Source organism: Paenibacillus sp. FA6 (assembly GCF_051550225.1).
Classification (GTDB): Bacteria; Bacillota; Bacilli; order Paenibacillales; family Paenibacillaceae; genus Paenibacillus_AQ.
This window is the reverse complement of the sequence record NZ_CP188820.1, coordinates 1,361,984-1,379,237: the sequence shown is the minus strand read 5'-3', so window position 1 is coordinate 1,379,237 and position 17,254 is coordinate 1,361,984. Positions and strand designations below refer to the sequence as shown.

At 42.2% G+C, this 17,254-nt stretch carries 12 protein-coding genes and 1 pseudogene; 3 read left to right on the top strand and 10 right to left on the bottom strand.

All coding sequences use genetic code 11. From position 1 onward, the window contains the following. Positions 1-63 precede the first annotated feature (63 nt). Together ACP8HI_RS06355 and ACP8HI_RS06350 are read right to left on the bottom strand one after the other, a co-directional pair. A complete protein-coding gene (locus ACP8HI_RS06355; protein ID WP_438350278.1) occupies positions 64-276 on the bottom strand; it encodes a zinc-binding dehydrogenase in 213 nt (70 codons plus the stop codon). 47 nt (positions 277-323) lie between these two features. Next, on the bottom strand, positions 324-989 hold the full coding sequence (locus ACP8HI_RS06350; RefSeq protein ID WP_438350277.1) for a helix-turn-helix transcriptional regulator: 666 nt from the start codon (positions 987-989) through the stop codon (positions 324-326). A gap of 164 nt (positions 990-1,153) precedes the next feature. On the opposite strand from ACP8HI_RS06350, the gene ACP8HI_RS06345 reads away from it, so the two are divergent. Continuing rightward, positions 1,154-2,509 (top strand): MFS transporter, encoded by a 1,356-nt coding sequence (locus ACP8HI_RS06345; protein ID WP_438350276.1) that lies wholly within the window; start codon positions 1,154-1,156, stop codon positions 2,507-2,509. Between the two features lie 138 nt (positions 2,510-2,647). On the opposite strand, the gene ACP8HI_RS06340 is transcribed toward ACP8HI_RS06345, so the two are convergent. The 3 genes from ACP8HI_RS06340 to ACP8HI_RS06330 all read right to left on the bottom strand — a co-directional run bounded on the left by ACP8HI_RS06340 (position 2,648) and on the right by ACP8HI_RS06330 (position 11,302). Then, a complete protein-coding gene (locus ACP8HI_RS06340) occupies positions 2,648-4,024 on the bottom strand; it encodes an FAD-dependent oxidoreductase (RefSeq protein ID WP_438350275.1) in 1,377 nt (458 codons plus the stop codon). A 284-nt stretch (positions 4,025-4,308) separates the two neighbouring features. After that, a complete protein-coding gene (locus tag ACP8HI_RS06335; protein ID WP_438350274.1) occupies positions 4,309-9,192 on the bottom strand; it encodes an S-layer homology domain-containing protein in 4,884 nt (1,627 codons plus the stop codon). 880 nt (positions 9,193-10,072) lie between these two features. After that, entirely contained in the window at positions 10,073-11,302 is a 1,230-nt protein-coding gene (locus tag ACP8HI_RS06330; protein WP_438350273.1) for an MFS transporter, read from the bottom strand. A gap of 133 nt (positions 11,303-11,435) precedes the next feature. On the opposite strand from ACP8HI_RS06330, the gene ACP8HI_RS06325 reads away from it, so the two are divergent. Together ACP8HI_RS06325 and ACP8HI_RS06320 are read left to right on the top strand one after the other, a co-directional pair. Next, positions 11,436-12,314, top strand: coding sequence for a LysR family transcriptional regulator (locus tag ACP8HI_RS06325; protein WP_438350272.1), 879 nt, complete (start codon positions 11,436-11,438; stop codon positions 12,312-12,314). A gap of 123 nt (positions 12,315-12,437) precedes the next feature. Beyond that, positions 12,438-12,617: pseudogene (locus ACP8HI_RS06320) on the top strand (family 43 glycosylhydrolase); the annotation flags it as partial. Positions 12,618-13,056: 439 nt separating this feature from the next. Here the strand turns inward: ACP8HI_RS06320 and ACP8HI_RS06315 are convergent. From ACP8HI_RS06315 to ACP8HI_RS06295, 5 genes are all read right to left on the bottom strand, one after another. Beyond that, the gene (locus ACP8HI_RS06315; RefSeq protein ID WP_438350271.1) at positions 13,057-13,890 is read right to left on the bottom strand and encodes a formylglycine-generating enzyme family protein; all 834 of its coding nucleotides are present in this window, start codon (positions 13,888-13,890) and stop codon (positions 13,057-13,059) included. Between the two features lie 330 nt (positions 13,891-14,220). Continuing rightward, positions 14,221-14,856 carry a glycoside hydrolase family 11 protein gene (locus ACP8HI_RS06310; protein WP_438350270.1) on the bottom strand — a complete coding sequence of 212 codons (636 nt, stop codon included), beginning with the start codon at positions 14,854-14,856 and terminating at the stop codon, positions 14,221-14,223. A gap of 506 nt (positions 14,857-15,362) precedes the next feature. Next, on the bottom strand, positions 15,363-15,590 hold the full coding sequence (locus ACP8HI_RS06305; protein WP_438350269.1) for a hypothetical protein: 228 nt from the start codon (positions 15,588-15,590) through the stop codon (positions 15,363-15,365). 56 nt (positions 15,591-15,646) lie between these two features. After that, on the bottom strand, positions 15,647-16,444 hold the full coding sequence (locus ACP8HI_RS06300; protein WP_438350268.1) for an ABC transporter permease subunit: 798 nt from the start codon (positions 16,442-16,444) through the stop codon (positions 15,647-15,649). An 18-nt stretch (positions 16,445-16,462) separates the two neighbouring features. Further along, positions 16,463-17,254: an ABC transporter permease subunit gene (locus tag ACP8HI_RS06295; RefSeq protein ID WP_438350267.1), complete on the bottom strand. Its 792-nt coding sequence runs from the start codon at positions 17,252-17,254 to the stop codon at positions 16,463-16,465.

Below are 17,254 nucleotides of genomic sequence, written 5' to 3'. Positions count from 1 at the left end.
AAAAAAATTTTAACATAAATAATAATGTATAGTATCTATCCGTCAAGCGCTTCAATTCTTTGATTATTTTTTTTCAACACGAATGACAATTTTACCAAACGCGCCGCGAGATAAATGTTTGTATGCTTCAATAGCCTCCTCAAATGAATATATGGTATCAATAACAGGTTTGATTTGATATTTGTCAAAAGCTTGATTCATCTCATCAAATGCTTTACGATGTCCTACATAAATCCCTTGTATGCGAGCTTGTTTTGCCATGCTTTCATCTTTCAAACTCCTCCCTAGGATGTTTTCATTTTTAAATCGAAGTATAAGCAGCATTACGCTTCTTTGCCGCCTTCCTTAACTCTGTATACACAATTCCTCCCCCCCGCCAAAATATACTCTTCCCGTTCGATAAGAACAGTATCCCCCAGAATGGTTTGAAATAGATTTAACTCATTCTTGCATAATCCGGTACAGGCAATAGCAACCTCACAGATCGGACAATGCTTCTCAATAAACAAGAGACTCCCATCACCTTGATCCTTAACTTCGGCCATATAGCCTTCATTAGTTCGAATATCGGCTAGTTTATCCAGTTTTTCTCTTACTCCCGATGCATCACCAAGGTGCTGAAGATATTCATCTTGCATATTCTTATTCCGGACAGCCAACAGCTTGTCTAACCCCTCGGTTCCGAAAGCCTCTTTCATAGAATTAATCAGGCTGACTGACAACTCCGAATACCCGCTTGGGAAGAACCGATTAGCCTCAGGAGTTAACCTCCATAGCTTGGCTGGTCGACCCATTGGGCGAGCTTCTTCTTCATGAGTAACTAATCCATCTTCTTTCATGGTATTTAAATGCTGACGAACAGCCATTCCAGATAGCATAAATTCGGAGGATAGTGCCATAACATCCATCCCACCCTCCTGCTTTAGCAGATCAATAATCCTTCTTCGAGTTCTAATTGAGGAATCCTTATTCGTTTTATTCTGGCTCATGGGGCCCTCCTTTAAAGCAACTAGATCTACATCACTCCCTACATTTTAAGTAAAAATGTTGACAAAGTCAAAGTCAAACTGTAACTTATACTTTATAAAGAAATACGTTTACTAAGTACCTGAGTTTGGTGTATACATAAAAATTTTCTTGGAGGTCACTTCTATTGTCTAATCATCAAAGTATTTTTAGCCCGCGTTATTTTGCACAAACGATAGGAATTATTCTGTCAGTCATGGCGGTTGGATTCGAAGGCTTAGCTGTAACCACGATCGCTCCTTCTATCGCTAGCGACTTGAACGGCATCGACCTATTTGGTTGGATATTCAGTACATATCTGCTTTCCCAGATTATTGGCACCTTGGTCGTCGGACGTATCATTGATAGACAAGGACTTGCTGCACCCTTTACTTTCGCACTTCTATTGTTTGTCGTAGGACTGATCGTTGCTGCGACTGCAAGCGACATGTATATGATGATATTGGCACGAGCGATGCAGGGTCTAGGTGCCGGTGCTATGATGACTTGCGTGTACACTGCAATATCCCTAAGTTACCCCGATGAATTGCGTGCCAAGATACTCGGAGCATTCGGTACTGCCTATGTTCTTCCGTCCATGCTCGGTCCATACGTGGCCGGTATTATCGCAGAACAGTGGTCTTGGCGGTTTGTTTTCTGGGGAATACTACCTATATTAATTCTGTCAGCACTGCTTAGCTTACCGGCCTTTAGGAAATTAAAGCCACAGGGTGTGCAAGAGGGAAGCGGAACTGCCGCTACATGGATGGCGATATTATTAACGATGGGTACCGGGATCTTCTTGATTGGTCTTGGTATGCTGCCGCAAATTACGGGGATTATCTTAGTCATTGCCGGCTTAGCGTTAATGGCATATCCACTACGCAAGCTGCTACCTGAGGGAACTCTTGCATTTCGAAGAGGCATGCCAGCCATTCTAGCAACACGCGGGTTGTTCTTTGCCGCATATGTCAGTACACAGAATTTCTTAGTATTAGCTCTGATAGATGTGAAAGGTATGACTCCTGATCAAGCCGGACTAATTGTGGCCAGCGCCGCACTGAGTTGGTGTATCTTTGCTTATCTGCAAGGACGATGGGATTCAGCAGATCAGGGTAGTGGGCGTAATAGAAGAATTAGCCTGGGTGTGCTGCTGCTTACACTTGGAATCGCAAGCGTGTTATGGATTCCAAACGTGACGACTGCTTTAGCAGTTATTGGGCAAATCATTGCGGGCATCGGAATGGGATTGGCACATCCGACGAGCGGTGCAGTAGCATTTGCTCATGCGGGAGAAGAAGGGGCTGGCGAGACTTCTGCGAATCTGCAATTTGCGGATTCTTTTACACCGGGTGTGGTCATCGGTATAGGGGGTGCCATCCTTGTTGTTTGTCAGGTTGCAGGAATGACGATGCAATCCGGATTGATTGTAACGATGGGATTTCATCTCTTGTTAACAGTAATGAGTTTATTCGCTAGTGCTCGGATTAAACCAGCCAACTAAAGAAATAAAAACCAATAGTCAGATGAGTTTATAATCTTTAATGCTTTAAAAGCTACGATTGACAAGAATCTTATTTCACCAGAGGAAGAAAGGCATAACGAGAATAATTGGTTTGTGCCTTCGCCATGATTGAATCCCTTACTGAATCAACTGAAATAAGTCATTTAATGATTCACTCATTGTTGGATGTGTAAAGATGTGATCTCTTAAGAAGGTATAATCCTGCCCTGTTTCCATAGCTATTTGAACGATATTAATCATTTCATGAGATTCCGCACAGAATAGGGAACATCCTATTATCTTATTCGTTTTCGCATCGACAATAGCTTTCAGCATTCCTTCGGATTCTTCCATCAATTTGGCGCGAGGAATAACTGCTGCTTGCATGACCGCAATTTTTGTTTCGTAGCCTTTTGCAAGTGCTTCGGCTTCACTGAGCCCTACTCGGGATAATGGCGGGTCCATAAAGACAGAGTAGGGAACATTTATTCGATCCCTTGTTGTTCTTTTCTTTTTACCTAGCATATTATCTACAATAATACGTTGATCATCAAGTGAGATATAAGTGAATTGGAGTCCTCCAACGACATCACCCATGGCATAAATATGGGGAACGGTGGTTTGTAATCTTTCATCCACTTGTACAGCGCCTCTTTCGGTAACCGCAACACCAGCATTTTGTAGTTGAAGACCTTCCGTATTCGGCTTTCTTCCTGTGGCTAGCAGGACAGCATCTGCATATAGTTCATGTACGGTATTATCAGTATCATGGTAGGTTACAACAACACCTTGCTCTGTGTCATGAATAGATTGAACTTTTGCACCTAGACAGAATTCGATTCCCTTTTTCTCTAACGTGTCTTGGACTACTTGGGCAATATCACGATCTTCACGCGAGATCAGCTCAAGATTCGCATCTAAAACGATAATCTCCGAGCCGAATCCCGCATACATGGAAGCGAACTCTAATCCAATATATCCAGCACCGAGAATTAGCATCCGTTTGGGGAGAACAGATAATTCCATAAGTGTGGTACTCGTGTAAACATACTCACTATCGTGAATACCTTCAATGTTAGGAATAATCGGTGTAGCCCCTGTGTTAATATAGATATTTTCACCATAAATCACTTTTATTTCTTCATCTATATTAATAGAAATCTCGTGTGGAGATACAAAAGAAGCTTTCCCCGTATAAACGGTAACATTTTCTTTACTATCAAGGTTATCAAAGTTCTTATGACGTAGAGCTGAGGTCAAGTTTGTTTTCTTTTCAATCGCTATGCGATATTCTACTGCTTTATCCTCATGTGTCACCAAGTCCTTTAACTGTGAAAGTTTGGAATAATGAACTAGCGCCTTAGTCGGGATACAGCCAATATTGGGGCAGGTACCTCCGTACATCATCTTCGACTGTTCAATGATTGCTACCTCATGACCTTGATTAGCCAATGCTGCAGCCAACGTCTTACCACCTTTTCCGAATCCAATAATGATAGTCTTATAATGTTTCATGTCCACTCTTCCTTCTAGTTAATGACATAGTATACAGTTCAACATCTTAGAACTATAAGCATTCATGCTAGGATCTGCATTAGCATCATCAATTACAGCTACATCAAAACTCTACTAAACAAGTGTAACCCTTTTTCCAATTCCCCCACAACCCCAAACTATCAAGTCGTTGCGGTATATATTAGATTTAAAATTAGCGAAAGTCCGCAAGCTAGTTCATTGCTTCCGGACTTTACGCTTTTTTAGAAAAGCATGTTTCATTCGAATTAATATTTTACATTTTATTACTTATTCAACATATTCGCAATCGATTGGAGCGCTTCTGCACGAGTGAGTTCCCCTTTGGGAGCAAACTCATCATTGCCACGACCTTGAACTAGGCCGAGATCGAATGCCGTGTTCACAGCTTCCATTGCCCACGCACTAATTCTTGCTTGATCAACAAAGCCGGCTGTTTGTGATGCTTCGGATAGCACCCCTTGCTGCATGTTGTATGCACGAACGAGCATGACCACCATTTCTTCTCTAGTGATGGAGCTTGTCGGTACAAACAATGTCTCACTCTGCCCGTTGACAATGCCTGCTTCATACGCTGCTGCTACATCGGAGGCGTACCAGTATTCTGCACTGATGTCAGCAAACTGATTCACACCCTTCGCTTCGATACCCAATACACGCACGATTAATGCTGCAAATTCTGCTCTACTAATATCATTTTCAGGAGCAAAATCTGTTTCATTCACGCCCTTAGCAATGAGCTTTGCAGCCATCTTCTTGAGCATCTTTGCAGCCCAATGTTGTTCTGGAACGTCTGCAAATGATTTGTTAAACTCTAGCACAACATACTTACCAGCAGACATGACACCCGCCGTGATATGACCATCAGCAATGGTTCCACCTACATAAGAAAAGGTGCCATCATCGTTGATCTTATAAATACCAACAAGATCTAATTCTACATCATCATTAATGTCGAACGATAAAGTGAGCGGTGCATCGAATGTCGTTAGCTTTTCTCCTACGCCACCTTTACCTATGACTGATAGGCTTATTTCATGAATCTCACTTAATCCTTGAATGTTAGCATGATGACTACTCATTGCTTTATCAAGCAATGCTTCTTCTGCTGCATCTCCAATGCCAGCAAAGGAGAAAACAATTTGTGCATTGCCTAATTGCTTATCTAATGCTAATTGTTGCAATTGGATCAATGTTTCGATAGGAATTTCTGCACTGTAGCCATCGCTCTCAATGACAACAGGATGACCGTCAAGTATCGTTACAACATTCATAGGAAGACGGACTGCCGTTTTACCTTTCTTAACCTTAATCACGACATTACCTGCGGCATTTGCTTGCAATTCACTTGCACTAACTTGTTGCGTAGCCACCTCTACTGGATCCGTTGGTGTAACTGGAGCTGTTGGGCCTGTTGGGCCTGTTGGACCAGTAGGTCCAGTAGGTCCAGTAGGTCCAGTAGGTCCAGTAGGATCTACCGGATCTGTTGGATCTGTTGGACCAGTAGGATCTTCTGGATCTGTAGGAACTAATGGAGGGACTATTGTAAATGTAACATCATCCCAGTAGGCTTCTGTTTCACTTATTCCCCCTGAATATAGCCCAATTTTCGCATAGGCTGCTTCTGCTGGGGCAATTGTCGACAATGTCATCTCAGACCAGGTGTTCAATCCTAGTGAATCGCCAGAGAACAATGCCTGTTTGACCTCTAATTCAACATTTTCAGCGTCAAAATAATTAACTTCTAATACAATGACATCTGATTGATTCACAACGTTCACATAGCCTGAAGCAATGTATGCTTCATTCGGAGTCACAGCAATCTTATTGCTGAATATGCGTAGCCCTGTGCTATCAGCATCTGCTACCGACTCTTTAAAATGAAGACTATTCGTTCCATTGCGTGCTTCATCTGTACTTATTTCGAGTAAACCTTCAGTAGTCGGATCAATGTTCCAGTAAGGAATTTGCCCTTCTGCTAGTGGCAACTCGAAGCCTGGATTGAGTACTCTTGCATCTGCAGGGTCATTCTCATATCCTAATGCTATTTTGTACAGATTTGCATCTTGTGTATAATACAAATTATTGTAATCATCTAATGTCATTAAGTTGATATTACTTACTAACGTTTTGTATGCCATTGTTTTAGTATTAATAGCCGTCACATGACGCCCTACTGTTGAGAAGAGAATACCTTCCTTACCCCAGCGCAGATGGAATGGTTTCCACGTGCTACCTGTAGCTGAACCAGAGTGAAGCAAAGTGCTTTTAATAACCTTCAAATTATCCTTCGGATCTAAAGCAAATATAGTATAAATATTACGGTCTGTTGGTGTTTTACCAAATGATGCTCCCCATAGTAGGCCATCTGGTCCGATTGATAGTTCCCCAATCATTTCATGATGATCTACACCAGGAATAATTAATTCAAACTCTGACTTCTTAACTTTTCCGTTTACATCCCACACGAACATTTTGGCTTCTGACGCTACAGGGTCAATACCATTGCCTCCGCGTATTGTTGTTCCACCATAAACGAGCCCATCCTGATACGCTAATCCAATAATGCCTTGATCTTCCACGATCCCTTTATGAACAGCCCATTGTTTCGTCTTGTTATCGTAAATTGTCATAGCACCATCTAACAGGCCATAATCGGCAACTGTAGCAATAAAGAGCTTATTATCTCCCGTTTCGAAAGCGAATGGTCTGCTTTGCCCATCGGCAATGCTTTTAGCAAGAGAAGGATTTTCACCTAATTTAAAAGCACCCGAAGGTTGGGTCGTATCATATTCATATATGACGGCACCCCCATAAGTACCAAAGTACATCGTGTCACCCAAAAAGCCCATGCCTTCAATTTGAGCAAATTTTTGTTCTTGGAGTATAACCTCATCGTTTATTAGATCGTACATCGTTAGGCTTCTTTGAAACCCACCAAGGTACAGGTTGTGATCTGGACCCATCTCCATACTTTGAATATTGATGGCCTGAGCCTTTAACGCTGATGAATAGGTAGTGATGGTATTATCTTCAGGATTATACAACTTGTAATCTAAATGCTGTGTCACCATGCCAAGTAATGTCTTTCCCTCTTTCTCAATCCAATCATAAGCGAGTACGCGAACCTCATCACTTATTAACACATCACCAGGTACGAATGATGTTTTATGATTATTCTTATCAGTCATGTCATACGTGGCTAACTTGCCTGTTAATGCATCTCGAAAATAAAGTATATTTTCATTGGCTGGCGAAGGTGCAGACATCGCTCCATCAGGTCGGAGGGGATGAGCAGGCCAATACATTTCATTAACAACAGCATCCGTCTTTTCATCAAATACTACGAAGCTTGAGACGCCAATTCTCATGAATACATTGCCACCATACTCCCAAATCTTAGATACCCCACCATCCTTCGGTGCATTAGGCGGAAGCACTATTTCCCTTTTAGAACTCACACCACTCTCTTCATTTTTATCACGGTCAAATTTGTAGAGGTGGTTCATATTTCCTGTGCCCATATAAACGTAATCATCTGTTACGCCAATACCTTGGACGTACTTTTGACCTTCAAGGAGAGGGCCTAAATTAGTAAATTTCTTGGCTTCAATATCGTATACAAATGCCGATCCACTTGTTTTCGAATCGAAGGTACCCCCATAAATAAGACCGTCGTCCGTTGCATCAAATCCATAGACCTCTTTATGTCCTGCAGGATTAAAGCCCAGATCTTCAATCTTCTTTTTCTCTGGGAGATAGCGGTATAGTTTCCCATTATCCGGACCAATAAAGTAAACATTGTCGTCGTAGCCGATTGTTATCGACAAGACGTTCGTCAATCCGATCAAGTCCTCAGAAAATTTAACTTCTCCAGTCAGGGCATCCAACACATAGAACGTTGCTGGCGAGCCATAGCTAGCAAAATATACTTCATCATTCCCAATGACCGCACCAACAGCTCGGGAAGCAACGACTGGCTGCCCCAAATTTATGGCTTTTCCAAAAGTAACAGGGAACACTGGAGCTACCTCAAGTGACACATTGTCGAAGTAAACCTCTGTACGACTTACATCCCCTGAATAAAAGGCAATTTTGGCGTAAGCCGCGTTTGCTGGGGCTGTCGATTCATTCTCCAACTCAGTCCAAACGTTCAGTTCTAAGCCACCTGGTACATAGAATGGAACATGTTCAAAGACTTTCTTACCTGCTTCATCGAAGTATTGTACTTCAAAGATCAGTCGATGCGTTTGTTGCAAAATAAAGGCTTGAGCTTGCGCAATATACGTCTCTCCTGGCGTAATCGCTATGTTATCACTGACCACACGGAACACCGCATCCGAGTTATCATAGAAATGAAGACTGTTTGCTCCACTCTTTTTTATTGTGCTATCAAGCTCTATATTTCCCGATCCAGTCATAATGCTCCAACTAGGGATCTTTCCTTCCACTAGATCTTCTTCAAACCCTGGGTTTGCGATCTCTAATAGTGCAGGTGGGTCTACGGGTTCTTCAGGTGATACATCATCGGAAGCTAATACAATAGATACATCATCGAAATATGCTTCTGTTATTGCAATCTTTCCAGAATTAATACGTAGATGAACTTGTGTCGCGCCAGCTGGAACAACAAAAGGCACTTCAATTTCAGTCCATTTTTTCACACCTAATGCTGCTGCTGGAAAGTTAATAGCCGTCACTGTCTCTGTTGGTTTATCTGGATTCACAGCTACTCCTACGCCTTCGTCATTATAAAAGTAGACTTGATAACCAATGCTATGCGATTGACTTACGACGTTAACAAATGCTATCGCAATATATGATTCTCCCGGCATAACTGCAATCATGTCACTTTTCACTGTCAATTGTTCTTCTGCACTGGAGTTGTTAAAGTGTAAGCTCTTAGATCCTTTCCTAACATAATCTTGATCATCGTTAATAGTGAGCGTACTATAAGTACTGGTCGTTACTGAACTCCAACCTGGAATCTTCCCACCTATTAAATCATCTTCAAACCCCGGGTTTACAATAACTATGTCCCCTGCCTCTGCTGATGCTGAGGCCACGTCTGCATACATCGGAAATGTTCCAAAAATCATTGCAAAACTTAATATAATGGCAAATAAACGTTTATACCTACTTCTTTTCATGATGTCACTCCTATTTTATTATTTGTATGAAAGCCACCATTTCAGCGCATGGTATTTGCGTTTCTTTGCAACATAATCCCCATCTGCTTTTCCAATTCTCTTTACATATCGAATTATTTCTTCTAATCTCCTTCTACCCAAGCATCACTCCTTAAAAGTAATATTAGAGCGCTTTCACTACGCTTGCTCTAACCTAACTATTAACGATGAAACTAACTCACATATTGGGAGCGCTCCCAAATTAGGTTTTACACTTTGGTTACTATTGTGACTCTGTTATGTATGCTCCAACCAACACTAAGGGTGAATATCGTCTACTTGATATGATAAAAGATGATACTAGCTTTCTGTAGGGAGCGCTCCCATTGATCGTAAGTATAGTGAAAGCCCTTTCATTTGTCAAAGCTGATATCTATATAGTACTGTCGTAAAGCAAGCAAAAGCCCTCAAGTGAAAGTATAACTTGAGAGCTTTTTGTTATTCAAACATACCGATCTAAATAAATCTTTTACATAGTTAATGTGATCATCAGCCCGATATAAGGAGATTTGACTCTGGGAATGTCCTGGCGTATGGAGCACTTGCCATTCAGGAAAATGGGACAGCGTCTGCCCGTGCCTTAAGTATTCATCAATCTGGCACTTTTCGGAAAATGGCTTTGTCCGATTGTGGTATTTATCAATAATGGTAAGGGACTCCTCTGGAACTCCGCTTGAGGATGGGCGAACGTACGGGCACTGGAGAATTTCCGTACACGCTCCAGCAAGCCGCAATGATCGACGTGATGATGAGTCAGCACAAAATGCGAAAATAACGTTCTAGACTGACACGTTTATTGAACTACCATCATCCGTTCACATCCCTAGCATTGACCACATACTTAGGCATTGTTAGTTTTTTTATTATATATGGTCAGTAGCTTAGCTTGGGGACGATGATGGAGCAGATAGTAGACAACAACAGAAAACAAAGTAATGAAACCTGCAACAACATACATCATGCGGTAATCCGTTAAGGAAGCGATCAGACCCATAAAATAAGATCCCACTCCATAGCCTAAGTCAAACAACAAGAAAAATGTCCCCAAAGCGGCCCCTCTACGATGTCCAGAGGCCAGTTTCATGGCAAGAGTCTGGAAGCAAGGTACGAGGGCTCCATAGCCTACTCCCATGATGACGCCCGCCATCAGAATCACCGTTCCGGAATGAGCTTGGCTTAATAAGAGCATGCCTATGGCAAACAACAAAATGCCGGGATAAACCAGCAAATGTTCATTATATTTATCGAATACTTTGCCAATAACGGGACGGGATAATACAATCATAACTGCAAAAACAATAAAAAAATAACCCGTGACATGAGATTGATGGATCTCAGCAGTGAAAGGAGCAATAAATCCGGTTATCGAGCTATAAGAGAAAGCAAGAATAAACGCCACCAACGAAATCGGCAACGCCTTCGGTTCAATAAAGTCACTCCAACGAAGGCCTTTTCTTTTCTTAATAGGCTTTATGTTCAGAATAGGTTCTGAGGTGTTCTGCATTTGCTTTGGCATCCGCATTCCAATCGTAAACAGTAGAGAGAGTGCCGCAATAGCACAAACGGCCAACAGCAATACATTGATATTCTTGTCTTTCCATAGAAAAAGCCCAAGAGCAGGTCCGACAACCATGGCAATACTCATAAACATGCTGAAGTAGCCCATTCCTTCACCTTGGCGTGATTCAGGAACCAGCGTAGAAGCAACAGTGCTCGTAGCCGTTGAGGCTATCGCATAGCTCATTCCATGAATAAGACGAATGACTAAGAATAGAAAGATTCCCTTGGTGCCGAAATAACATACACAGGCGATTAGAAAAATAACCATCCCTATAACAGCCATTTTCTTTTTTCCGAATCGATCTACCCATAGACCTGAAAAGGGCCTGATCAAAACACCTCCGATAACATAGATGGTAATGGCTAACCCCATCTGCTGTTGATTCCCATCCAAACTATCTTTCACATATAACGGAAATGCTGTAGCCAGAATATAAAAAGTAAGAAACATGAAAAAGCTACTCATACAAACAACAATGAAATCCTTCGTCCAGATTCTCTCTCTAATCAACTAACTCTCTCCGTTCTCCATAAAAACAACATCTGTATGTTACAATATTATAAAGTTCAAAATTGATAATGTATAATACATATTTGATTATTAAATCATCACATTAAAGCTATGTATGAAAAGAGGGCTTGTTATGGAATTTCTACAACTCAAATATTTCCAAGTAGTTGCACGCCTAGAACACATCACGAAGGCAGCTAAGGAGTTAAATGTATCACAACCTTCGATTAGTAACTCGATCCAGCGTTTAGAGAAAAAACTGGGTATTCCCTTATTCGACCGTCAAGGCAGGCAAATTAAATTGAACGCATTCGGGAAAACTTATCTTCGCCGAGTCGAACAAGCCTTTTTAGCACTAGATGAAGGTAGACGCGAACTCACGGATATGGCCGGGCTTGATCATGGAGTAATATCCTTAGCGGTGTTGCTTCCGAATGTATTGCCAAATCTCCTCAAAGATTTTCTAACTATCCATCCTCACGTACGAATCATACAACGTCAGGCTGGCTCTACTGTAGAGATGAGAAACGAACTAGAGAATGCCACTATTGATTTTTGCATATCCACAACTCCGCTTACCGGACCAGACATCGAATGGCTAACATTGGTGGAAGAGGAAATGTGTTTGACTGTGCCCAAGGGACATCGTTTTGCTTCCAGAGAAAGCATCGATTTAATTGAAGTAGCCCACGAACCTTTTATCTCCTTATCCTCCAGATATAACTATCGAGAAATTACAGATGGGTTTTGCCAGCAAGCTGGGTTTGAACCTCATATCGCATTCGAGCTTGAAGAAGTCAGTGCCATACAGACTTTGGTCGAAATGGGATTAGGTGTCACCTTCACCCTCCCTCTCTCTTTAGGGAGCAGAACCTCGGAAACTGTTCAATTAAAAATAACGAACCCGCTTTGTCAGCGTACATTTGGGATTGCATGGAACAGAAAACACTATTTATCCCAGGCCGCCATTCATTTTCGCCAATTTATTATTGAATATTTCAGTAAATCTTAACAACCTGAAAAAACCGCAAGACTTGAAAGCCCGAACGACTTAGAAATCCCTGCATTTCGTAGACATTTACCGAACCAACAATCCGTGTCTGAACAGTCTCGTTTTTCTATAATTTTCACAACACTTCAAGGGGATGAAGAGAGAAGAAATTTTGAAGGTCCATGGGTACATAAATATAACGGTTATTATTATCTATCTTATTCCACTGGTACTACCCACAATATTGTATACGCTATCAGTAAAAATCCGCTGGGCCCTTATGTATATCAAGGTAAACTACTTACGCCGGTGATTGGTTGGACATAACAGGCTAATTCCGGTGAGATTCGCATGCAGTTATCTTGGAAGAGCATCGTACAGAAACAGCACAAACAACTGTGCCGCCTTTCAAGGTCGACACAGCTGTTTTTGTAGGGATACCCGGGAACCATTCTCTTTCATTGCTGATAGGCAGCGTAATGGGAGATAAGTTCAGTGCCGAGGGGTTGCGAGTGCTTGGGTTGGTTATTCTCACGTTGCTAGCATTGTCCTTGGTATTCATGAGTCGGTGGCGCTGGGAGTCAGGGCAATTCGGGGAGTCGTAGGTTATACTCGCAAGTTAGGATAAGCAATGCAATTACCTAGTACTCATGTCTAAGTTCTCGCGAATTCCTCCAGAAACATCGATCGCGGTAATAATTCCTGTCATATAAACTCTCCTAAGGAAAACTGAATATCAATGCTTGGTCTGTCTTGTTCCCGTTTACTCGCCGCGGCTCACACGAAAACCTTGATCGGGGCCAATGCCATTCGCCTCGAACTTGCCCCGAAAAGATATCTCGCTGTTGGTGACTTTGCCGATCCAACCGCCGCCCTTCACAACCCGGAAAGAACCGCTATTACTATCCAAGTCTTCGTACCAGTTCCAACACCATTCCCTTACATTCCCTGACATATCGTAAAGGCCTAACTCGTTGGGTTTCTTGATACCGATAGATTTTGTTTTAGTATTGTTGTTTTCTATGATAGGCCAGTTCCATTCTCCTGATAAGGACTTATCTCCAGCATTTTTCCAATACCATGCTACTTCATCTGTATTATTACTTCCACTGTATGTGTAACTCTTGCTCATCTGACCTCCACCTGCAGCATATTCCCACTCCGCTTCTGTCGGCAATCGGTAACCATTAGCTCCCTCATTGATCGTTACTGTCCATTTTATATTATCGTTATCACTCTTATTATTCGTGTCTTCTTTATTCTTGTCTATATTGTAATAGGGTTCTAAACCCTCTTTTGTACTCCTTTTATTACAGTACTCAACAACGTCATACCAACTTACCATTTCTACCGGAAAATTGTCGCCTTTGAATTCTGAGGGATTGCTTCCCATTACCTCAACCCACTCTTTTTGAGTTACCTCATATTTGCCGATATAAAAGTTCGATATTGTTACATTTTTATAGTTGGACTTTGTGTTCATAAAAGGCCCGCCTTGGACTAATACAAAGTTATCATTCTTTCCAGGATTTTCTTGCGAACAAGCGCTAACAACAACTGTTATTGCTATTAAAAGAAAAATTAATAGTTTTCTCATTGATATATCTCCTTTAAACTGATAGGAAAAGTTATAGACCGTTCGTCTTGCGGGGAACAAACATCGGGCTGTCTCGTATTCTTAGGGATGGGTTTCTTCCATACTATATTTGGTTATTCAGATAAGCTCAAAACCCGGTTACCCGCGACGACGGTCCCATCCGTGCCCTTCACTTTTCTGAAAGGTAATATTCCAGTAGTATGTAGGTAATTATCTTTTGTTGGAATAAATAAGGCCGCCGGCTGTGAGACCGGCAGTCCTTAGCAATATCAATGATTAAAAGTCTTTCTCAATATTCTGTAAATGGTCTGGCGCCTGTCAGTTGACCTGTTACCACACCGTTACGTTAGAGCTCCCACTACTTTGATATCCCTCTGTCGCTAACACCTGGTAAGACCAACTACTCCCCAGATTCATTCCGTAATTCTTCCATGCGTTAACGTGGTTGCTAAAAGTGATAGCAACGTTGCCCCCAGTCGCTCTCTTTGACTGTCGGACACTCCAAAACTGGGTGAAAGTTGCAGTGCCGTCAATTGAAGGTGCGTTTACTCGCTGAGTCGTATATATGTCATAGGTGCCCCCATCACTGGTCACGGTACCTTTATACGTTCCAGTAGGTCTATAAGTACCCCAGCTGTCAACGACGTAATATTCTATGAGTGAGTTTCTCGTCCACCCATAGAGAGTCAAATACCCATTGCCGGATGGCGCCCAGACGCCGGCATTGTAGTTTATTGTCCTAGATGGTGATCCGACATTCCAACCTTTACCGACAACGAAATTCCCAGTATTTGACCATGTAACACTGTAATTTCCACCAGATCCGTTGGTAGCATTTACTGTCCCTCCACCATCGGTCCAATTTTGCCAATAGTCTGTCGCTGCATTTGAGGTTGCTGCAAACATGCTAAAACTCATTGAAGCTGCAATAAATACAGTCAAGATTTTCTTATTAAACTTAAACATAATTTACCTCCTAAAATATTTTTATTTGTCACTACTTACCTACATACTACTTGTCTGTACCTCTGGTAATCCGAGCATTTCGTTGATAGACTGGAGTGACATCTGTCATTTCCTATTGTTGTTTGGTAGGAATTACAACAATACAATGTTTACAGATGATTTCCGTTTTCAGCTGCTCCCCACTTTAACTGCATTCCTCAACGGGGAGATCAAGATCACCACATCCTTCCATAAATATAATTGTAAGCGGTTTCATAAAGTATCTTATCATAAACCTTTAATATGTAACTCATACAAATTAAAGGTTTTACCCGGAAAAATCTAGTTTTTTTGTGGATGGAAATGGAGAATTATACAAATCCATGTCAGCGCTTATCCCAACCGTGCATAGCTATCCAGCCGTGCTCCGCGGAACAATTGGATCGGTACTGATACAGATTTAGATACATGCGCATTTTTATTTTGATGACTATTCAAATACGACTTAGCAGAGGGAAATGTTGTACCTATTTTGTCCCCAGTGCAGCAGGAACACAATAGTTCTCATAAGCCTGAGTGTAAAGATTGAACGCGCCTGGTAAATAGGACCCATTAAATTTTGCACGGTGATAAATAGCTTCTATATTCATATTCGCATCATTCTCCTTCTTCGTACCCTTCCGTCTGCAATCCAGTATGGAGACGGACGCGAAGCAACCCCATGCCGCTAACCCCATCCCAAACACCAATCCCAAATTCCTGATTCGGCTCCTTATGCTGAGGGCTAATACAAGCCATCTACGAATTTCAATTACATATTCAAGTCTCTTTTATTATAAAAAGCATAAGTCACCCCTATTAATACGGCAATGATCACAACAGAAATGATTACGAACACAGGACTCAAGCCGCCGTCACTCAGCAAACGATCCGCCTTGTAATACGAAAATGGGGTGACGTATTGGAGAAACTCCAGTTTATCGTTCAAGTCAGCGGCTGTAGCGAGCACATAGGTAGCGAGAAGTACCGCACCGGAGATAGACGAGGCCGATTTCGGCCGTCTGCCTGCTGAGGCTGTTACCGTTCCGACCAACAAAAAGATGAGCTGCAGCATAAACATACCGGTCATCAGAATGACAATATCTCGACCAATCGACTCACCTTTGCTATATAAACCGAGATATCCAAAGGTGCTGATTGTCGTGATGCCGTTGAAGATCGCGATATTCACCACGGCTGATAGCAGCTTGGATGTGATGACCGCATTTCTTGAAACCGGCTTGGCCATGAGAAACTCCGTTGTCTTGTCCTGCTCCTCTTTGGAGATGATCCCCGATCCGAGCATGACCGCGTGAATCGTAGCCATAAGCACCACATAGAGAAACAAGAAGCCGAAATATCCACTCACTTTCGATAAATCGAGCGAACCCATTCCCATAATCGTTTGCAGTGATTTCGGCATCTTAGACATCATTTCGTTCAACGATTGTCCCGATGCAGATATCGTTTCAAATTTGCTCATACCGCTTGCGATCAGCGCAAATACGCCGATGCACCAAATAATTAATGATTTACGATATGCTTTCATTTCTCTGAGGAATATATTCAATTTAGACGGACCTCCCTCTCAAACGGCATGGATATCTTTTTTTGCATAAACATAGTAACTAGTGCAGACAGTAGCGATGATGATCACGATACTCAGAATAACAAAAGAAACCTCATAGGCGGAGTGCGCAATGATATACGCGGTATCGAAATATTTAAACGGTGTTATATACCGGATGGCCTTGTCGCCGATAACCGACCCAAGCATGCCAATCGCATAAAAACCGAACACAGTACCAAGTGAAATGGAGATAACGGATTTAATCTTCGCTGCAAATACGGAGACTACCATCCCTAATGACATGAAGATCAACTGCACAAACAATGCCGTGATGGATATCATGAAGAACACATGCCATTGAAAGGAAGCCTCCCTCACAGAGAATGCCATCAGGCTGGCAGCGGCCACATATACGGCATTCGACACTAGCAGTGATAACACGCCAGCAGTCAGTTTGGCTGTTATGATTTGGGTTCGTGTCACCGGCTTGGTCAGCAGAAAATCCGCCGTCTTATCACGTACTTCCCGCGACAGCATTCCGAGGCCCAAATTCATCGCCTGAATGGCCGCAACCAACACGACAAATCCGAAAACAAACGAGTAGAATCCGATCAGCGACGCGATCGAATCAAGCGACACACCAATCGCCTCCCGAAACGATTCTGGATAAGTCGCGAACAGCTCTCTAAACTGCTCCGCATCTTGGGATAATGAGGGGAATATAGACAAATATAAAGCCATCACACCAATCATGGAACATGCCCATATCAGCGTTGATCGCCGAATCATTTGCCATTCGTGCAGAAACAT